This is a genomic window from Sphaerisporangium album, assembly GCF_003323745.1.
In the GTDB taxonomy this organism is placed as follows: domain Bacteria; phylum Actinomycetota; class Actinomycetes; order Streptosporangiales; family Streptosporangiaceae; genus Sphaerisporangium; species Sphaerisporangium album.
The window spans coordinates 1-19,986 of the sequence record NZ_QOIL01000020.1 but is presented as its reverse complement, the minus strand read 5'-3'; the positions used below and the strand labels follow the sequence as shown (position 1 = coordinate 19,986).

The 19,986-nt window shown below is 71.6% G+C and carries 15 protein-coding genes and 1 pseudogene; 12 read left to right on the top strand and 4 right to left on the bottom strand.

What is annotated here, in order from left to right; all coding sequences use genetic code 11:
• Both DQ384_RS43225 and DQ384_RS29715 read right to left on the bottom strand, forming a co-directional pair.
• Nucleotides 1-602: pseudogene (locus DQ384_RS43225) on the bottom strand (hypothetical protein); the annotation flags it as partial.
• Nucleotides 603-650: 48 nt separating this feature from the next.
• Entirely contained in the window at nucleotides 651-2,063 is a 1,413-nt protein-coding gene (locus tag DQ384_RS29715) for a hypothetical protein (protein WP_114032196.1), read from the bottom strand.
• Nucleotides 2,064-2,307: 244 nt separating this feature from the next.
• On the opposite strand from DQ384_RS29715, the gene DQ384_RS29710 reads away from it, so the two are divergent.
• On the top strand, nucleotides 2,308-3,699 hold the full coding sequence (locus tag DQ384_RS29710; RefSeq protein WP_114032195.1) for a DUF4407 domain-containing protein: 1,392 nt from the start codon (nucleotides 2,308-2,310) through the stop codon (nucleotides 3,697-3,699).
• Between the two features lie 9 nt (nucleotides 3,700-3,708).
• Complete coding sequence (locus tag DQ384_RS29705) at nucleotides 3,709-5,277, top strand: protein kinase domain-containing protein (protein WP_114032194.1); 1,569 nt, start codon at nucleotides 3,709-3,711, stop codon at nucleotides 5,275-5,277.
• 617 nt (nucleotides 5,278-5,894) lie between these two features.
• Here the strand turns inward: DQ384_RS29705 and DQ384_RS29700 are convergent.
• Nucleotides 5,895-7,205 (bottom strand): MFS transporter, encoded by a 1,311-nt coding sequence (locus tag DQ384_RS29700; protein ID WP_245966877.1) that lies wholly within the window; start codon nucleotides 7,203-7,205, stop codon nucleotides 5,895-5,897.
• Nucleotides 7,206-7,378: 173 nt separating this feature from the next.
• Here DQ384_RS29700 and DQ384_RS29695 point away from each other — a divergent pair, with 173 nt between their 5' ends.
• Entirely contained in the window at nucleotides 7,379-7,957 is a 579-nt protein-coding gene (locus DQ384_RS29695; protein WP_114032193.1) for a DsbA family protein, read from the top strand.
• A gap of 76 nt (nucleotides 7,958-8,033) precedes the next feature.
• On the opposite strand, the gene DQ384_RS29690 is transcribed toward DQ384_RS29695, so the two are convergent.
• Nucleotides 8,034-9,707 (bottom strand): class I adenylate-forming enzyme family protein, encoded by a 1,674-nt coding sequence (locus DQ384_RS29690; protein ID WP_114032192.1) that lies wholly within the window; start codon nucleotides 9,705-9,707, stop codon nucleotides 8,034-8,036.
• A gap of 192 nt (nucleotides 9,708-9,899) precedes the next feature.
• On the opposite strand from DQ384_RS29690, the gene argC reads away from it, so the two are divergent.
• The 9 genes from argC (at nucleotide 9,900) to tyrS (ending at nucleotide 19,345) form a co-directional block, all read left to right on the top strand.
• Nucleotides 9,900-10,922, top strand: coding sequence for an N-acetyl-gamma-glutamyl-phosphate reductase (gene argC, locus DQ384_RS29685; protein WP_114032191.1), 1,023 nt, complete (start codon nucleotides 9,900-9,902; stop codon nucleotides 10,920-10,922).
• A gap of 46 nt (nucleotides 10,923-10,968) precedes the next feature.
• The gene (gene argJ / locus DQ384_RS29680; protein WP_114032304.1) at nucleotides 10,969-12,123 is read left to right on the top strand and encodes a bifunctional glutamate N-acetyltransferase/amino-acid acetyltransferase ArgJ; all 1,155 of its coding nucleotides are present in this window, start codon (nucleotides 10,969-10,971) and stop codon (nucleotides 12,121-12,123) included.
• On the top strand, nucleotides 12,120-13,043 hold the full coding sequence (argB, locus tag DQ384_RS29675; protein WP_114032190.1) for an acetylglutamate kinase: 924 nt from the start codon (nucleotides 12,120-12,122) through the stop codon (nucleotides 13,041-13,043). Before argJ ends, argB begins: the two co-directional genes overlap by 4 nt.
• Nucleotides 13,040-14,278: an acetylornithine transaminase gene (locus DQ384_RS29670; RefSeq protein WP_114032189.1), complete on the top strand. Its 1,239-nt coding sequence runs from the start codon at nucleotides 13,040-13,042 to the stop codon at nucleotides 14,276-14,278. Before argB ends, DQ384_RS29670 begins: the two co-directional genes overlap by 4 nt.
• Nucleotides 14,275-15,219 carry an ornithine carbamoyltransferase gene (gene argF / locus DQ384_RS29665; protein WP_114032188.1) on the top strand — a complete coding sequence of 315 codons (945 nt, stop codon included), beginning with the start codon at nucleotides 14,275-14,277 and terminating at the stop codon, nucleotides 15,217-15,219. The genes DQ384_RS29670 and argF overlap by 4 nt, the downstream gene beginning before the upstream one ends.
• A complete protein-coding gene (locus tag DQ384_RS29660; protein ID WP_114032187.1) occupies nucleotides 15,216-15,731 on the top strand; it encodes an arginine repressor in 516 nt (171 codons plus the stop codon). Before argF ends, DQ384_RS29660 begins: the two co-directional genes overlap by 4 nt.
• 131 nt (nucleotides 15,732-15,862) lie before the next feature.
• Nucleotides 15,863-17,326 (top strand): argininosuccinate lyase, encoded by a 1,464-nt coding sequence (argH, locus tag DQ384_RS29655; protein WP_114032186.1) that lies wholly within the window; start codon nucleotides 15,863-15,865, stop codon nucleotides 17,324-17,326.
• Entirely contained in the window at nucleotides 17,308-17,958 is a 651-nt protein-coding gene (locus DQ384_RS29650) for a DNA-3-methyladenine glycosylase (RefSeq protein WP_181871503.1), read from the top strand. Before argH ends, DQ384_RS29650 begins: the two co-directional genes overlap by 19 nt.
• Before the next feature lie 118 nt (nucleotides 17,959-18,076).
• Nucleotides 18,077-19,345 carry a tyrosine--tRNA ligase gene (gene tyrS / locus DQ384_RS29645; RefSeq protein ID WP_114032184.1) on the top strand — a complete coding sequence of 423 codons (1,269 nt, stop codon included), beginning with the start codon at nucleotides 18,077-18,079 and terminating at the stop codon, nucleotides 19,343-19,345.
• Nucleotides 19,346-19,986 lie beyond the last annotated feature (641 nt).

The window sequence follows — 19,986 nt, the reverse complement described above, 5'->3', positions numbered from 1 at the left end:
GCCGTCTGGAGAACCTTCAGCTCGTCGAATTTGGTGACGCACACCGCCAGATGGTGGGGCAGCACGTCGCCGGCGTACCGGTTACCGGTGAGCATCCGCCCCGCCAGTTCGGTGAGCACCCCGTGCAGATAGCTGAACGCGTCGCCCACTTTGTGCTCGCGGATCGGATCGAACAGATAGACGATTCCGCGGCTGCCCTGGAGGTTGTTCAGCAGTTCCTCGCGGCTGGTGGGCGCGCTGGCCCGCTTGGCGCCGTAGAACCCGCCCGGCGCGTCCAGCACGTCCAGCCCGATCCGCTCGCTCTGGACGCCCTTGCGGCCGAGCGGCCAGCGGCGCTTCTCGATCTGCCGGGTGAGGAACCACTTGTACTGGCCGAGGGCCAGCGTCGCGTCGGGGAAGCGTTGCTGCTCCGACAGCGCGCTGGTCATCTCGATGAGGAAGTCGCGGGACGGGCCGTCGGCGCCGACCACCTTCCACGGGCCCTTCTTGAGGATCAGGGCGATGTTGAGCGCGGCCAGGAACGTGGTCTTCCCGCTGCCGGGTGCGCCCCAAACGGCGATGTTGGGTGTGGGACGTGCCGACGGTTGCTGTTCGGGGGCCATGGGGTCCTCATCTGGATCTGACGCCGGATCTGACGCATCGCGTCCTCGTCAGGACGCCGCTGAGAAGGGGAAGGGAACGCGCCGGCCCTGTGAGGCCACGAGGCCGAGGGCCTCGCCGAGCTCGTCGACGTCCATCGCGTCGAGGTGGGCGAGCGCGGCGGCGCCGAGGCGGGACCAGACGGGGTGGGCGCGTTCGGGGGGCTGGTCGCAGATCGCCCCGAGCGCGAGCCTGTTCTCCAGGCCGGCCAGGAGCGCCTCCCAGTCGAGCCGCCGGGGACAGGGCAGGATCTCCGAGGCGTTCGCCCGGGGCGGGTGCGGCGGACGGTCGCCCACGGTGAGCAGCGCCGTCCGTTCCCGGCCGTCGCCTCCCAGCCGGTGCGTCACCTCGGCGAGCACGTCCTCGACCTGCGCCGCGTAGGCGTAGTCGCGCGTCCCGGCGGCCTCCGGCGGGCGCACGTGCCGTTCCTCCAGGAGGAGCAGGGCCTCCTGTGCCCGGCGCGGGGAGGAGCGCCAGCAGGGGACGGTGACCGGCCGGTCTGGCGCACCGCGCTGGAAGACGTGCGGGCCATAAGCGATCAGCGAGACCACCGTGCGGCCCGCCTGGGCGTCGGCCAGCGTGGAGAGGAGCTGGCCGACGCGGTCGAGCCGCGCCCGGACGCGCTCCTCCGGCCCGCTGACCTGGACGGCGCAGATCAGATGGGCCGGGCCGGCGGGACGGTCCAGCCGCTGCGGCACGGCGGCCACCAGCTCCTCCCAGGTGGTGTCGCACCGGGCGAGCCCCGGCAGGCCCGTGAAGCGCACGCGGCCCGGGCGCTCCAGCTCCGCCACGATCGTGTGCGCGCCCGGCGGGAGTTCGGCGGTGTGCACGGACAGCAGGGCCGGACGCAGCGCCTGCCACGCGGTGATGGCGAACACGGTCCCGTTCTCGTCGCCGGGTTCGCACCGGACGGCGAACTCGACACGATCGCCGCGGCGGGATTCCAGCCCGAACAGGGGGAGGGAGGCCAGCCGTAGCTGCCCGGTCGCCGGGTGCCGCTTGAGCACGACCAGTTCGTAGGACTGCGTCAGTGGTTGGTCGATGATGGCCTGGCGCAGCAACTCGGCGACGGACTCGCCGGCCTCGGTGAAGGCGAGCGCCCGAGGGTGGGCCGCGTGGAGGCACTCCATGGCCCGGCGGGCTCGCCCGTCCTCCGGGGCGGTGCACACGATGACGACGGCGGGCTCGCCGGGAATGCCCTCGGCGATGGCGAGCGCCCGCTCCGCGGTGACGTCGGCGTCGCCGGCCCAGGGCACGGGGTGATCGGCCCGGCCGCGCGGGGTGCCCGTCTCGTCCCGGCGAACCCGCAGGACGGCGATGCCCTCGGCGCCGGACTCGAACACGAGGAGGATCTTGGGGCCGGCGAGTTCCGCGATCGCCGCGACGAGGGCCTTGCCGAGGAGGTCCTCACCTGATTCGGTCAAAGAACACTCCCATAACGCGGCACATCAAACCGGCCATCACTCCCCATAATGTGATAAATGCTCATGCTTCGCGTTCTAGGCGCATGCACATATGGCTGAGCCCTCGGTGCCGCCCCCGCGGCGTGGTGCCAATCTCTATAGCAAGGTACATGTATAGCCTAATCGCGCTACATCATCATGGTCCTGGCATGGACGATTTAGGATGTCCTCCGCTCCACTTAGGCCGCCATTGCGGGGAGAATAGATGAGAAAGTTACTAATTGTCCTATCCGGCGCTCGGCCGGACATCCTCGAACGGTGGCCGACCGACCGGGGCAAATTCGAGGGCATCGGCGGAGCCGTCCTCACCACCAGCGTCCTGGCCGCCATCTCCATGGCGTTCGCCCTGGCCAGTGCCCTGGGCCTCAGCATCTTCGTCGCCGTCCCGGCCGGAATCGTCTGGGGCCTGGCGATCCTGAGCCTGGACCGGTGGCTCGTCAGCTCCATCCAGCCCGACGGGCCGCGCCGGTGGCGGATGGCCGTTCCCCGCATTCTGATGGCCGTGCTCCTCGGCGTCGTGACCTCCACACCGCTCGTGCTGCAGATCTTCAAGTCCGAGATCGACGCGCAGATCGTCGAGATCAAGCAGGACCGGGCCAACTCGTTCACGGGCGAGCAGAACAGCGGCACCGTCGGGCAGCAGGTCGCGCGGCTGCGCAAGGCCGTGGCCGACCAGGAGGCGATCATCACCTCCGGCGGCGAGGGCACCCAGGCGCCGGACGCGGATCCGAAGATCAAGTCGCTGACCGCCGAGCGTGCCAAGGCGACCGACGAGCGCGAAAAGCAGTACGACAAGTGGCAGTGCCAGCTCTACGGCGGCCCTGACTGCCCGCGCAAGGGCGACGGGGTCCTGGCCAAGGCCAGCGAGAAGGCCTACAAGAAGGCCAAGAGCAGGGTCGACTCGCTCAACGCGCAGATCGAGCGCCGTAAGCGGGAGCTGGCCGCCAACGACGCGAACGCCAAGAGCGAGCGGCTCGCCTCGGCCAAGGCGGCGCTCCCCGCCCTCCGCTCCCAGCTCGACGCCGCGCTGCGCCAGCAGGCCGGCCTGCAGGCGTCCTTCGACGCGGAGAACCAGAGCCTCAACGGGCTGCTGATCCGGCTGCGCGCGCTCAACGAGGTGTCCGGCAAGGACATGACGCTGAACGGAGCGCGCCTCCTGCTGTTCCTGATGTTCCTGCTCATCGAGTGCCTGCCGGTCGCGGTCAAGCTCATGCAGAAGCCCGGCAACTACGAGAAGGTCCTCGCGCTGGTGGCGCGCAACGAGCTGCTGGACGCCCGCGACAGCCTGAACGCCGGGCCGAGGCTCGGATCCGGGGGGACCTCCGCGACGGTGCGCGAGATCTGGAACCGGCCGTCCACGGCCGAACCCGAGGTCCGGGCCCCCGAGGCCGCCGGTCCGCCGCGTGATCCGGAGTCCTTCACCCCGCCGCGCGCCCGCGACGCCGCCCCGGAGCCGTCCGAGCACAGCGCCAGTCACGATTTCGGCGACCTGGAGGACGAGGCACTGCGCGGGATGCCCGACACGCGCACCGCCGCGCTGCCGGGCGGGCGCTCCGAGCGCACCCGCGGGTACGAGCTGTTCCCCGACGAGGACTGATCCGCCCCGATGGATCGAGGACCCGTACACCTGCTCAAGAACCGTTACGCGCTCGTCAGGCTCATCGGCGCGGGAGGGATGGGCGACGTCTGGCTCGCGGACGACCGCATGCTCGGCCGCCAGGTCGCCATCAAGGAGCTGGTGATCTCCGACGACGGGGAGCCGCTGTCCGTGCGCCGCAAGCGCGCCCTGCGCGAGGCCAGAGCGGCGGCCGCCATCGAACACCCCAGCGTGGTCGACATCTACGACGTGTTCGAGGAGCAGGACCGCCCCTGGATCGTCATGCCCTACATCAGGGGCCGCTCCTTACGCGACCTGATCGAGGACGGCCCGCTCGCCGCGCGCGAGGTCGCCCGGATCGGCCTGCGCGTCCTCGGCGCCCTGGAAGCGGCCCATCGGGCCGACGTCCTGCACCGCGACGTGAAGCCCGCCAACATCCTCGTCGGCGACGACGGCCGGGTGTACCTGGCGGACTTCGGGATCGCGCACGTGGCCGGCCAGAGCACGCTCACCGGCCGTCACGCGTTCGTCGGCACGCTGGAGTTCATGGCCCCCGAGCGCATCGAGGGACGGCCTCTGGGCCCGGCCTCCGACCTGTGGTCGCTCGGGGTCACGTTCTTCTGCGCGCTCGAGGGATACTCGCCCTTCCGGCACGACGACGTTCCCGCCATGATGCGGGCCATCCTGGACCTGCCCCCGCCCAAGCCGGCTCGCCCGGGGCCGCTGGCCGGCGCGGTGGAACGCCTGCTGGACAAGGACCCGCGCAGGCGGATGACCGCGCCCGAGCTGCGTGCGGTCCTGCGCACGGTCATCGACGGCCCGCGGGTCCCGTCGCCACCCGAGCCGACCCTCGTGGAACCGGGCCGCTCGACGCCCCCCACCCTGAAGCTGCCGCGCGAGGGCCGGGAGGAACGGCCACCGGCCGCCCGCCCGCCCGAGGCCACCGAGGGGCTCGGCGGCCTGGGACCGGCCGAGGCGGCCAGGCGGATCTCCGGCATGGACGCGGACACGGCCGCCCGGCTGTGCGCCGCGATGCCGCCCAAGGCCGCCGGCCAGGCGCTCGCCGAGCTGGAGCCGCAGGTGGCCGGGCAGGTGCTGGCCGCGCTCCCCGGCACCACCGCCGCCGCGGTCCTGGCAGCGGTCGCGCACAGGACCGCGGGCCGCCTGCTGGAGACGATGACGTCCAGCCCGGCCCGCGCCGCCTCGGTGTTGCGGACGCTCAACGCGAGCCGCGCCGGTCACACGATCGACCACATGGACCTGGACCGGGCATCGGAGCTGCTGGCGCGGATACGGCCCGGCGAGGCCGCCCGGATTCTCGCCCACGCCCATGCCCGCACCGCCGCCTACGTCGTCCAGGCCGTCGGCGCGGCGCCCGCCGTCCCGATGGTGGAGGCGCTGTCGGCGGTGTCGGTGCGCCAGGCCTGCGGGGTGCTCGCCTACGTGTCGCCGAAGACCGTCGCCACGCTTCTGCGGGCGCTGCCGCGCGACCGGGCGGGCATGATCCTCGAAGGTCTGCCCCCCTCCGCCCGCGACCAGGTGCGCCGCCATCTGCGAGGAACCGGGAGCGAGGGCTAGGCCAAGGGACGTACGGCCCTATACCCCAGCCCGCCGGATCGGACCTGCCGTGTTCGATGATGTAACGCTCGCAGTATCCGGGCGCGATACACCTCCGAATCAGGAGGCTTGGACAGAGCGAGGCGGAACTGGCGAAGATGGCATTACTGGACATCCAGTTCTGGCGGCAGGACGACTTCAAACCCGGATCGAAGGGTTACGAGAAGAAGTGCAGCTGGGGTGGGTCGTCGTGCGAAAAGCCAGCCGAGTTCACGGTCACCGACAGAAGTAACGCCCACAATGGCGCCTGCGAACACCATGTCGTTGTCTACATCCGTGGTCGGCTGCCGCATAGAGCCTGATCGCTGGAGGAGTCCGGAGAGGCCCCTACCGCCCCAGAGACCACAGAGGAGCAGCGGGACGCCTGCTGAGCCAGGGGCGCTAAGCCGTGGCGGTCGCCGGGCGGTGCGAGGCTGGGAGGATGCGAACCTCCGAGAATCAGCCAGCGGAATCAGGTCGGAAAGGACATCAGAGCCGGTCGATCTCTAGTAGGTCGATGTTTGTCATCATTTCGCTTCGGACCTGGACCTTCATGCTCCCACCGTAGCAAGCGGTTCCCCTCCGGCCCCGTGCTTCGGTCACGTGGCGGCGACATCCGCGCGGCGGGCGCGTTCGGCGAGGGCGTGTTCGTCGGTACGGGCGTCGTACCGCCTGAACCTGGGAAGCAGGGCGGCCATGGCGGCGACCGCCCCCATGCACAGGAGCCCGCCGAAGCCCAGCGAGAAGCGGGCGCCGCCCGCCTGGGCGAGGAATCCGGCACGGGCGTCGCCGAGCATGGGTCCGGTGGAGTACGACAGCAGCTCGATGCCGGCCAGCCGGCCGCGGTACTCGTCCGGGATCGTCTGGTTCCAGATCGTGCCCCGGAATACGCCGCTGATCGTGTCCGCGCCGCCCGCAACCGCGAGGAACGCCGCCATCAGCCAGATGCTGGGCATCACGGACGCCAGCGCCACCCCCGCCCCCCAGGCCGCCGCCGCGACGATGACCGCGCGGCCGTGGCGGTGGACGTGGCCCGTCCAGCCGGAGGTGAGCGAGGCGATCACCGAGCCGATGCCGCCGGACGCGTACAGCAGGCCGAGGGCGGCGGGCGCGTGCAGTTCGTCGGCCAGGAAGGGGTAGAGCGCGTTGGAGAAGGCGAAGATCATCGCGGCGATGTCGACCAGGTAGGTGCCCATCAGGTCGGGCCGCCGGACGGCGTACCTCACGCCCTGGGCCAGCGAGCGCAGCGACGCCGGGGAGGCGTCGCCGGTCGGGGGGACGGGGCCGACGCGGACGAGCAGCACCAGCGACAGCACGAAGGTCGCGACGTCGACGCCGTAGGACGTGGCCGGCCCCAGGGTGACCACGACGACGCCGCCGATGGCCGGGCCCACGATCATCCCGGCGTTGCCGGCCAGGGACTGGATCGCGAAGGCCGCGCCCATCTGGTCCAGCTTGAGCACGCGGTTGATGATCGCCTGCTCGCTCGGGCGGCGGAGGCTGTTGAGCCCGGCGGCGAGCGCGGCCACCACGTACAGCACCGGGATCTGCGTGGCGCGGGGGAGCAGCAGGGCGTTCGCCATCAGCAGCGCCGAGGTCAGGCACAGTCCCGCCTCGGACAGGATGACGATCCTGCGCCGGTCCAGCGCGTCCGCGATCGCGCCGCCCCACAGCCCGAACACGACCATCGGCACGAACTCGGCCAGGCTCACCAGGCCCACCGCGACGTAGGAGCCGGTGAGCTGCTTCATCTGGTACGGCACGGCGACCATGGTCAGCACGCTGCCGAACATCGACACCGTGCTCGACCCCAGGAGCAGCCGGAAATCGCGGGACTCGCGGATCGGGCTCACGTCCAGCCGCAGGCGCAGCAGCAGCGCCCTCAGCGATCGCGCGGGGGAGGTCGACACAGGCGGCAGTGTGGAGGTCGCGCCGTACGGCGGGCAACCGATTTTCCCGCGGGCACACTTCCAGGTCGCAGGCCTTCTTTGTCCGACCTTTGTGCTCGGTGAGAACAGATGGCCCACGCCGGGCCGTTCTACTGTTCAGGGACCTTGGGCCCCGCTGCCGGGAGGAGGACCGCATGAGCATGCGAGCAGGTCAGGTGATGGCACCTGTCCACATACCCACCGGAGCCACGGAGACCGCCGACGGCATCGCCGTCGGCCGGGGACCGGTCGTCGTGGACGCCTACATCGACTTCCAGTGCCCGTTCTGCAAGCAGTTCGAGCTGACGGCCGGGCCGACGCTGGACCAGCTGGTGGAGAACGGGCTCATCACCCTCGTGTACCACCCGATGGCCTTCCTGGACGCGGCGTCGACCAACCGGTACTCGTCCCGAGCGGCTTCGGCGTCCGGCTGCGCCTCCGACCACGGCGCGTTCGCCGAGTACGCCTACGCGCTCTTCGTGAACCAGCCGCCCGAGGGCGGCCCGGGGCTCACCGACGACGAGCTGATCGGGCTCGGCGCCACGATCGGGCTGACCGACCCGGGCTTCGCGGCGTGCGTACACGGCCACACCTACGTCGAGTGGGCCGGGTACGTCACCGCGAGGGCGGCGGAGCGCGGGGTGAACGCCACACCGACCGTCTTCGTCCAGGGCGTCTCCGTTCCCGCGAACGCCAAGATGATCGTCGCCGCCGTTGCCGCCGTGACGGGCTGATCCCCGCCGCTCGGCGTACGACGAGGCGGTTCACCGGCGACCGGACCCCCGGTGCGCGACCCGAGGGCGCCGGCGGTCAGAGCCCCAGCGTCTCCTTCCTGAGGTGGGTCTTGAGGATCTTGCCTCCGGGGTTGCGCGGCAGCTCCGCCTCGCGGAACCAGAAGCGCACCGGGATCTTGAAGGGCGCCAGCGTCCCGCGCAGGAACTCCTGGAGCTCCCCGGCGGTCGCGGCCACGCCCGGCCTGAGCCGGACGACCGCGCCGACCTGCTCGCCGAGTTCCTCGTCCGGGATGCCGATGACGGCGGCGTCGTCGATGGCCGGGTGCTCGAACAGGGCCGCCTCGACCTCGGCGCAGTACACGTTCTCGCCGCCGCGGATGACCATGTCCTTGGCCCGGTCGACGATGTAGACGAAGCCCTCCTCGTCCACCTTGGCCAGGTCTCCGGTGTGCAGCCAGCCGCCGACGAACGTCTCGGCGGTGGCGTCCGGCCGGTTCCAGTACCCCGTGATCACGTTCGGCCCGCGCAGGCACAGCTCGCCGACCTGGCCCGGGGGCAGTTCCTCGCCGAGCGGGCTGGAGACGCGCACGTCGCAGACCGCGAGCGGCAGCCCGATGCTGTCGGGCTTGGCCAGGTACGTCGGCCCGCTGTTGTGGATGGCGAGCGCGGTGGTCTCGGTCATGCCGTACCCGTTGGAGGCCTGCCGTTTCGGGAGCTGGTCGCCGATGCGCTCCAGCAGCTTGGGCGGGGCCGGCGCGCCTCCGTAGCTCACCCCGCCGAGGCTGGATATGTCGTACTTGCCGAGGTCGGGATGGTTGAGCAACTGCCAGGCGTTGGTCGGCACGCCGGTCATCATCGTGACCTTCTCGCGCTCGATGAGGGCGAGGGCCTGCCCGGGGTCCCACTTGTACATCAGCACCAGCCCGCCGCCGGTGAACATCGTCGCGGTCAGCACCGCGAAGCAGCCGGTGGCGTGGAACAGCGGCACGGTGAGCAGGGTGATCCGCCGCTGGCCCGCCGCCGAGGCCGGGTCCTTGCCGGCCAGGGCGACGCTGCGCAGCAGCGCGTACGCCACGCTCATCGGCGACTGGGCGAGGTTGCGGTGGCTGCCGAGGGCGCCCTTGGGCAGGCCCGTCGTGCCGGAGGTGTAGAAGATGGTGGCGGGGTCCTCCGGGCCGAGCTCGACGGCGGGGGGCGTCACGTCGGCGCGCACCTCGCCGAGGACCTCGCCGAACTCCCGCGCCCCGGGCGGCAGGTCGCCGTCCGCACGGGCGACGATCATGGGGACGGCGCAGCCGCGCAGCCGCTCGGCGCGCTCGCCGTCGACGATCACGAGCCGGGCGCCGGAGTCCGACAGGCCGTACTCCAGCTCGGTCGTCGTCCACCAGGCGTTCAGCGGCACGGCGATCGCCCCGGCGGCCAGCGCGGCCGAGAAGGCGACGACCCACTCGGGGTAGTTGCGCATGGCGATGGCGACGCGGTCGCCCTTGACGACGCCGTAGTCCTCGACGAGCCGGTTGGCCAGCGTGGCTGCCCGCCGGAAGTGATCCTCGTAGGTCAGCCGCTCGTCCTCGTAGACCACGAAGACCTGCTCGCCGTGGGAGCGGCTGTTGTCGAGCATCGCCCGGAAGGTCAGCGGTGCGTGCTTCCACGTGCGGATCCTCGCCCCGCGGACCTCGATCTCCTCCATCTCGAAGAGCTGGCCGGGTCCGGTGAGCTGTGCCCGCACCTGCTCGTGAGTGACAGTCATGCGCGGTGACTCCCGAGAGTGAGTAGTGCCGTTTGGCACGTGACGATACCGACCGGTAGGTACGGAGGCCAGGGGGGCGAAGCCGCGGTCACGTCGTCAAGTCCGGCTTGCATGAAGATGCTTCACGATGCATACTCACTCTCGTTAGGGAGGTCATGAGCCGCGGTGCATGACCATGCAGGAAGGGGTCCGATGAAGGCGGCCATCGCCGGAGCCAGCGGCTACGCGGGAGGAGAGCTCCTGCGCCTGCTCCTCGCCCACCCCGCCATCGAGATCGGCGCCCTGACCGCCGGTTCGAGCGCGGGCGGCACGCTCGGCGCCCACCAGCCCCACCTGCCGTCCCTGGCGGACACGGTGCTGCTCGACACGACGCCCGAGGCCCTGGCCGGCCACGACGTCGTCTACCTCGCCCTGCCCCACGGCCGGTCGGCCGCGATCGCCGGGCAACTGGGCGACGACGTCCTCGTCGTCGACTGCGGCGCCGACTTCCGGCTGGAGGACCCCGCCGAGTGGACCCGCTTCTACGGCGGCCCGCACGCCGGCACCTGGCCGTACGGCCTGCCGGAGCTGCCCGGCCAGCGCGAGATCCTTAAGGGAGCCCGGCGCGTCGCCGTCCCCGGTTGCTACCCGACCGCGGTCACCCTCGCCCTGTACCCTGCCTTCGCCGCGGGGCTCGCCGGGCCCGACGTCGTCGTGGTCGCCGCCAGCGGCACCTCCGGCGCCGGAAGGTCGCCCAAGCCCAACCTGCTGGGCAGCGAGGTCATGGGCTCCGCGAGCGCGTACAGCGTGGGCGGAACCCACCGCCACACCCCCGAGATGGAGCAGAACCTCGCGCGCGTCGCGGGCGCCCCGGTCACGGTCTCCTTCACGCCGGTTCTGGCCCCCATGAGCCGCGGCATCCTCGCCACCTGCACGGCCCCCGCCGCCCCTGGCCTGACCGCCGCCGCGCTGCGCGAGGCGTACGCGACCGCCGTCCGGGACGAGCCGTTCCTGCGGCTGTTGCCCGAGGGCGCCTGGCCCGCCACCTCCATGACCCTCGGCGCGAACACCGCCGCGCTCCAGGTGGCCCTCGACGAGCGGGCGGGCCGCGTCGTCGCCGTCATCGCCATCGACAACCTGACCAAGGGCACGGCGGGCGGGGCGATCCAGAGCACCAACCTCGCCCTCGGCCTTGCGGAAGAACTCGGCCTACCCTTCAACGGAGTCGCCCCATGAGCGAGCGCAGCGAGAAGACACCCGGCACGGACCACCGGGGGTGCGCGTGAGCGTCACCGCCCCCCTGGGCTTCCGCGCGGCCGGCGTCGCCGCCGGACTCAAGTCGCACGGCGCGCGCGACATCGCCCTCGTCGTCAACGAGGGCCCCTCCCGGGCGGCCGCAGGCGTCTTCACCCGCAACCGCGTGAAGGCCGCGCCCGTGCTGTGGAGCCGGCAGGTGCTCACCGGCGGCCGGGTGAAGGCCGTCGTCCTCAACTCCGGCGGCGCCAACGCCTGCACCGGCCCCGCCGGCTTCCAGGACACCCACGCCACCGCCGAGAAGGTCGCCGATCTCCTCGGCGACTCGGCGGGCGAGATCGCCGTCTGCTCCACCGGGCTGATCGGCGAGCGACTCCCGATGGACTCCCTGCTGCCCGGGGTTGAGGCCGCGGCCGGCCAGCTCTCCCGGGACGGCGGCCTGGCCGCCGCCGACGCCATCCGCACCACCGACACCGTCACCAAGATCTCCTTCCGAAGGGGCGACGGCGGCTACATGGTGGGCGGCATGGCCAAGGGCGCGGGCATGCTCGCCCCGGCCCTGGCGACCATGCTCTGCGTCGTCACCACCGACGCCGACGTCCCCGCCGAGGAGCTCGACCGCGTCCTGCGCAAGGCCGTCGCCGTGACCTTCGACCGGCTCGACACCGACGGGTGCATGTCCACCAACGACACCGTCCTCCTGCTGGCCAGCGGAGCCGCCGGCGTCACCCCCGAGCCCGCCGAGTTCGAGAAGAAGATCACCGAGGTCTGCGCCGACCTGGCCCGGCAGCTCCTGGTCGACGCCGAGGGCGCCACCAAGGCCATCGCCATCGAGGTCGTGGGCGCCGCCACCGAGGACGACGCCGTCGAGGTGGGCCGCGCCGTGGCCAGGTCCAACCTCCTCAAGTGCGCCATCCACGGCGAGGACCCGAACTGGGGCCGCGTCCTGTCCGCGGTCGGCACCACCGCCGCCGCCTTCGAGCCCGACCGCGTCAACGTCGCGATCAACGGCATCTGGATCTGCCGCGCCGGCGCGGCGGGCGACGACCGCGGCAAGGTCGACCTGCGCCCCCGCGACGTGACGATCACCATCGACCTGTCCGCCGGGCCGCACACCGCGACCGTCCACACCACGGACCTCACCGCGGAGTACGTCCACGAGAACTCGGCGTACTCCACGTGAACGGCGAGCTCAGGGCCGGGACCGGCCGCGGCCAGGCGCACGCCAAGGCCGCCGTCCTCATCGAGGCGCTGCCGTGGCTGGAGCGCTTCCGCGGCCGCACGGTCGTCGTCAAGTACGGCGGCAACGCCATGACCGACGAAACCCTGCGCCAGGGCTTCGCCGACGACATGGTCTTCCTGCTGCACGCAGGGCTCAGGCCCGTCGTCGTGCACGGCGGTGGCCCGCAGATCAACGCCCACCTGGACCGGCTCGGCATCGAGAGCAGCTTCACCGCCGGGCTGCGGGTCACCACCCCCGAGGCGATGCAGGTCGTCCGCATGGTGCTCGTCGGCCAGGTCAACCGCGACGTCGTCGGCCTGATCAACCGGCACGGGCCCTTCGCCATCGGCATGTCCGGCGAGGACGCCCACCTGTTCACCGCCGAGCGCAAGCACGCCGACGTCGACGGGCGCAAGGTCGACATCGGCCAGGTAGGCGACATCGTCAGGGTCGAGGCGGGAGCCGTGCGCGCCCTGCTGGACGACGGCCGCATCCCGGTCGTGTCGTCCATCGCGCGCGGCGAGGACGGCGAGGTCTACAACGTCAACGCCGACACCGCCGCCGCCGCGCTCGCGGTGGCGCTGGACGCGGGCAAGCTCATCGTGCTCACCGACGTCGAGGGCCTGTACGCCGACTGGCCCGCCTCGGCGGACGGCACGCCCACCCAGGTCATCAGCCGGATCTCGGCGCCGGAGCTCAAGGCGCTCCTGCCCGGCCTGTCCAGCGGCATGGTGCCCAAGATGGAGGCGTGCCTGACCGCCGTCACCGGTGGCGTGCCCCAGGCGCACGTCCTGGACGGCAGGGTGCCGCATTCGGTGCTGCTCGAAATCTTCACGGACGAGGGGATCGGAACCATGGTGTTGCCGGAGGTCCAGTCATGAACGGCCTGGACGAAGCCGTCGCCGCGTCCGGCTCGGACGTCATCAGCGCGAGCGCCGGGTCGCTGCGCGAGCGCTTCGAGGCCGCGTTCATGCCCAACTACGGGGTCCCGCCCCTGGTGCCCGTGCGCGGCGAGGGCTGCCACGTCTGGGACGCCGACGGCAGGCGCTACCTGGACCTGATCGCGGGCATCGCCGTCAGCTCGCTCGGCCACGGCCACCCCGCCCTGGTGGAGGCCGTCTCCCGTCAGGTGGCGACGCTCGCGCACACCTCCAACCTGTTCGTGAACGAGCCCGAGGTGCTGCTCGCCGAACGCCTGCTCGGCCTGCTCAAGGCCCCGGGCCGCGTGTTCCTGGCCAACTCCGGCACCGAGGCCAACGAGTGCGCGCTCAAGCTCGCCATCAAGCACGGAACCGCGACCGGCAGGACGTACTTCGTCGCCGCCGAGAACGGCTTCCACGGCCGCACCCTCGGCGCGCTGTCGCTGACCGGCAAGCCCTCGATCCGCGACCAGTTCGGCCCCTTCCCGCTGGACGTGCGCTTCGTCCCCTACGGCGACGCCGACGCGCTCAGGCAGGCCGTCACCGAGGACTGCGCCGCCGTCTTCCTGGAGCCCACGCAGGGCGAGGCCGGCGTCGTCCCCCCGCCCGCCGGCTACTTCGCCGCCGCCCGTGAGATCTGCGACGCCACGGGCGCGCTGCTCGTCCTGGACGAGATCCAGTCGGCGATCGGCCGCACCGGCCACTGGTTCGCCCACCAGCACGACGGCATCACCCCCGACGTGCTCACCCTGGCCAAGGGCCTCGGCGGCGGCATGCCGATCGGCGCCTGCGTCGGCTTCGGCGAGTCCGGGACGATCTTCGCCAAGGGCGACCACGGGTCGACCTTCGGCGGCAACCCCGTGTCCAGCGCCGCCGCCCTGGCCGTCCTCGACACCATCGAGCGCGACGGGCTCCTGGAGAACGTCCGCACCGTCGGCGCCCGGCTCGCCGCCGCCGTCGACGCCGTCGACCACCCCCTGCTCGCCCGCGTCCGCGGGCGCGGCCTGTGGCTGGCCGCAGTGCTCACCACCGACGCCGCCGCGGCCGTCCAGGCCGAGGCGCAGCGCGCCGGGTTCCTGGTCAACGCCGTGCAGCCCGACGCCGTCCGCATCGCGCCGCCGCTGGTGATCACCGCCGAGCAGGCCGACTCCTTCGTCGCCGCCCTCCCGGGCATCCTCACGGAGGCGTCCGCATGAGCCCCCTGAACACCACGCTCACCGCCGTCCGGCACTTCCTGCGCGACGACGACCTCAGCCCCGCCGAGCAGGCCCAGGTGCTCGACCTCGCCGAGGCGATGAAGAAGGACCGCTACGGCCACCGCCCGTTCGCCGGGCCGATGACGGTGGCCGTGCTCTTCGACAAGCACTCCACCCGCACCCGCATCTCCTTCGCCGTCGGCATCGCCGAACTCGGCGGCCACCCGCTGATCATCGACGCGGCAGGCTCCCAGCTCGGGCGCGGCGAGCCCATCGAGGACACCGCGCGCGTCCTGGAACGGCAGGTCGCCGCCATCGTCTGGCGCACCTTCGGCCAGGAGCGCGTCGAGGCCATGGCCTCGGCCTCCTCGGTGCCCGTGGTCAACGCCCTGACCGACGAGTTCCACCCCTGCCAGATCCTCGCCGACCTGCTCACCGTCCGCGAACACCAGGGCGGCACCGCCGGGCGCACCCTCACCTACCTCGGCGACGGCGCCAACAACATGGCCCACTCCTACCTGCTCGGCGGCGCGACCGCCGGCATGCACGTGCGGATCGCCGCCCCCGCCGCCCACCACCCCGACCCGCTGATCCTCAACCGCGCGGCGGGGATCGCCGCGACCACCGGCGGCTCGGTCACCGTCCTCACCGACCCCGCCGTCGCCGTCGCCGGCACGCACGTCCTGGCCACCGACACCTGGGTCTCCATGGGCCAGGACGGCAAGGACGAGCGCGTCGCCTCCCTCATGCCCTACCAGCTCAACGCCGAGATGCTCGCCCTGGCCGCGCCCGACGCCATCGTCCTGCACTGCCTGCCCGCCTACCGCGGCATGGAGATCACCGCCGACGTGCTGGACGGCCCGCGCAGCGTCGTCTGGGACCAGGCCGAGAACCGCCTGCACGCCCAGAAGGCCCTGCTCCAGTGGCTGGTGACACGATGACGGTCCCGCTCACCAAGGCCGGCAGGCACGCCAAGATCGCCGAGCTGGTCAAGCGGCACAAGGTCAAGTCGCAGCCCGAGCTCGCCAGGCTCCTCGCCGAGGGCGGCGTCGAGGTCACCCAGGCGACGCTGTCGCGCGACCTCGACGAACTGGGCGCGATGAAGCTTCGCGCCGACGACGGATCCCTGGTGTACGCCCTGCCGGGCGAGGGTGGCGGACGCATCCCGCTGACCCGGGTCGGCTCGGGGGAGACTCCGGCGGCCAGGCTCCGGCGCGTGGCCGAGGAGCTCCTCGTCTCGGCCGAGGCCTCGGCCAACCTCGTGATCGTCCGGACGCCTCCGGGCGCCGCGCAGTTCCTCGCCTCCGCCTTGGACCACGCCGACTGGGAGTCCATCCTCGGCACCGTCGCGGGCGACGACACGGTCCTGGTGATCAGCCGGGACCCCACGGGAGGAACGCTGCTCGCCGAGGCTCTGGTCAGGCTGACGGACCGGCGGGGCCAGACCGCATGAGGCGCCTTCGACCGGTCTCTGGCCAAGGGCGTCGTCCAGCTGTGGAGTCTCCCATCCAAGATCGCCGCGTCGTGCGCCGGCCGTCTCGGCCGGCCCTGGTTTTGGGCTAGGGTCGCGGATTGAGCATTCGGATGGGGAAGTCGAGAGAAGAGGAAACGGTGGCGGAGGGTGGCAAGCCCATGCGGCTCTGGGGCGGCAGGTTCGAGGGCGGTCCGGCGGACGCGCTGACGCGGCTGTCGGTCAGCGTCCAGTTCGACTGGCGGCTCGCGCCGTACGACCTGCTGGCGTCCCGGGCTCACGCCCGGGTGCTCCACCGCGCGGGGCTGCTCAGCGACGACGAGCTGACGCGCATGCTCGGCGCGCTGGAAGACCTCGAGGAGGCGTGCAGGTCCGGGTCCTTCCGGCCCACCGTCGCCGACGAGGACGTCCACACCGCGCTGGAGCGCGGCCTGCTCGAACGTCTCGGCTCGCTGGGCGGCAAGCTCCGCGCCGGCCGCAGCCGCAACGACCAGGTCGCCACCGACCTGCGCCTGTACCTGCGCGACCACGTCCGCCACATCGTCTCGCGGCTGGTCGAGCTGGAGACCGCGCTGATGAGCCAGGCCGAGGAGCACGCCGCCACCGCGGCCCCCGGCATGACACACCTCCAGCACGCCCAGCCGGTCTCCTTCGGCCACCAGCTGCTGGCGCACGTCCACGCGATCGCCCGCGACGTCGACCGGCTGCGCGACTGGGACCGCCGCGCGGCCGTGTCCCCGCTCGGCGCGGGCGCCCTGGCCGGCTCCTCCCTGCCCCTCGACCCCCAGGCCGTGGCCGAGGAGCTCGGCTTCACCTCCGCGGCGCCGAACTCCATGGACGCCGTCGCCGACCGCGACTTCGCCGCGGAGTTCCTGTTCTGCGCCGCCATGGCCGGGGTCCACCTGTCGCGCCTGGGCGAGGAGATCGTCCTGTGGGCCTCCCAGGAGTTCCACTGGATCGAGATGGACGACGCCTACTCCACCGGCTCGTCGATCATGCCGCAGAAGAAGAACCCCGACGTCGCCGAGCTGGCACGCGGCAAGTCCGGCAGGCTCATCGGCAACCTGATGACCATGCTCACGATCCTCAAGGGCCTGCCGCTCACCTACAACCGCGACCTGCAGGAGGACAAGGAGCCGATCTTCGACACGGTCGACACCCTCCTGCTCGTCCTGCCCGCGATGTCCGGCCTCGTCGCCACCATGCGCGTGAACACCGCCCGCCTGGAGACCTCGGCGCCCGACGGTTTCGCCCTGGCCACCGACCTCGCCGAGCTCCTCGTCCGCAAGGGCGTGCCGTTCCGCGACGCCCACGAGGCCGTCGGCCACCTCGTCGTATGGTGCCAGGTCAACGACACCACCTTCGAGAAGCTCACCGAGGAGGACCTGGCGAAGATCTCTCCTCACTTCACCGCCGCCACCGGGGAAGGCCCCGGCGCCCTGGACGTGCTCAACGTCCAGGGCGCGCTCGCCTCACGCAAGGCGTTCGGAGGCACCGCCCCCGACCGGGTCCGCGACCAGCTCGCGGCCCTGCGCGAGATCGTCGACGGCCAGGCGGCGTGGGCGAGCGGCTCCTAGACCGGGAGTTCTTCGACCGGCCCTCGCACGAGGTCGCGCCTGCTCTGCTCGGGCGCGTCCTCGTCCACGGGCCGGTCGCCGTGCGCCTCACCGAGGTCGAGGCGTACGGCCCTCCGGGAGAGGACCCCGCGTCCCACACCTACCGCGGCCGCACCCCCCGCAACGCCGTTATGTTCGGCCCGCCTGGCCACCTGTACGTCTACTTCACCTACGGCATGCACTTCTGCGCCAACCTGGTCTGCCTGCCCGAGGGGATGGGCTCGGGGATCCTGCTTCGCGCCGCGAAGGTGATCGAGGGGGTGGACGTCGCCCGCACCCGCCGTCACAGGCCCGCCACGTCCCCCGCGCTCACCGGCCCGGGCCGCTCGCTGCCGGAGCGGGACCTGGCGCGCGGACCCGCGCGGCTCGCCGTGGCGCTCGGCATCGGCCGCGAGCACAACGGCCTGGACTGCTGCGCCGAGACCGGCGCGTTCCGCGTCCTGGAAGGCGACCCGGCGGAGCCCGCGCTGATCCGCTCGGGCCCGCGCACCGGCGTCTCCTCCGCGGCCGACATCCCGTGGCGTTTCTGGATCGACGCGGACCCCACCGTCTCTCCTTACCGGAAGCACGTGCCCAAGACCCGGCCGAACTGACCAGCCCCGGCCCGGCCGCGTGCGACACGGCTTGCGAGTGGCGCGGCGGTGAGATGATCGGGCAGGCTGTGAACAAGGCGAAAAGCCATCAATCCAACCGACGACGAAAGCCAGGATCGTGACCGACATCCTCGATGACCTTGCGTGGCGCGGCCTGATCGCGCAGTCCACCGACATCGACGCGCTCAGGGCGGCGATGAACGAGGGTCCCATCACGGTCTATTGCGGCTTCGACCCCACGGCGCCCTCCCTGCACGTCGGCAACCTCGTCCCGCTGCTCACGCTCACGCGCATCCAGCGGGCGGGGAACCACGTCGTTGGACTGGTCGGCGGCGCCACCGGCCTCATCGGCGACCCCAGCGGCAAGAGCGAGGAACGCGCGCTCAACTCCACCGAGGTCGTCGCCGAGTGGGTGCAGCGCATCCGCGTCCAGGTCGAGAAGTTCCTCGACCTGTCCGATGACTCCGGGTCCGTCCTGGTGAGCAACCTCGACTGGACGGCGGGCCTGTCGACGATCGACTTCCTGCGGGACGTCGGCAAGCACTTCCCCGTCAACCGCATGCTCGCCCGCGAGTCCGTCTCGGCGCGCCTGTCGGGGGAGGGGCTGAGCTACACCGAGTTCAGCTACCAGATCCTGCAGGCGAACGACTACCTGGAGCTCTACCGCCGGCACGGGTGCACGCTGCAGATCGGCGGCAGCGACCAGTGGGGCAACATCACCGCGGGCTGCGACCTGATCCGCCGCGTCGAGGGCGGGCACGTGCACGCGCTGACCGTCCCGCTCATCACCAAGGCGGACGGCACGAAGTTCGGCAAGACCGCCGGCGGGGCCGTGTGGCTCGACCCCGAGCTGACCTCGCCGTACGCCTTCTACCAGTTCTGGCTCAACTCCGATGACCGCGACGTCGTAAAGTTCCTGAAGATCTTCAGCTTCAGATCCCGGGAGGAGATCGAGGCGCTGGAGAAGAGCGCCTCGGAACGGCCGGCGGCCCGCGAGGCGCAGCGCGCGCTCGCCGAGGAGTTCACCACGCTGCTGCACGGCGCGGACGAATGCGCCGCGGTCATCGCCGCCTCGGGAGCGCTGTTCGGACAGGGCTCCCTGACGGAGCTGCCCGAGCGGACGCTCGCCGCGGCCCTCGCCGAGGTGCCGAGGACGACCGTGCCCGCGCTCGGGGCCTCCTACGTCGACCTGCTCGCCGACAGCGGGGTCGTCGAGAGCAGGTCCGCCGCTCGCCGTGCGGTCAAGGAGGGCGGGGCGTACCTCAACAACGTGCGCGTCACCGACGAGGCCTTCGTCCCGGCCGCCGAAGACCTGCTGCACGGGCGCTTCCTGGTGCTCCGCCGCGGGAAGCGGTCCGTCGGCGGGGTGGAGGTCGCCGCAGGGTGACCCCTGTGCCCACCGCCACCGGCCCCTGTGCGCACCGCCAGGGGCCGGTGCGCCGTTGGTAACAGTCCTGTAGCGCCTCCGTGAGACTTTGCCGCGTCGCCGCAGGTCGGAGGCGTGGCGTGTGCGACCGGGCTCGCCGGCGATTTGACGGACCCGGGAACGGGGCTTAATGTTTTGATCACTCCAGGGAATGACGGGCCGCCGAACGGCGCCTGGCTCCGGGGTATCCCGAACGACATGCTCTCGGATTCCTCCGTCTGATGATGAAGGGTCCGACTCTGACGTGTCGCCCACGCCGGTTCGGCTCGAGCTGTCTTTGACAGCTCGGTTGGACATGTTGTGGGTGGCAGGGTAAGTTGGCCGGGTTGCCTTGGCGACGGGGTAACATACTTTTGCAGATTCGGGTGATTTGATTCAGGTCGAATGATTTGGCCAAATCGATCGGGTCTGGTAAAGTAGAAAACGAGGATGAACGCCCCGGACGGGGTCGCGGCGACAAAGACGCGGTTCCGGCGGTGTACGCGTCCGTTTCTTGAGAACTCAACAGTGTGTTAAAAGCCAGTGCATGAATCATGCATGAACCTCCGTCTGTCACGGATGGCCGTCTTAGCGGGTGGCTGTCTGGTGGGGATGGATTCCTT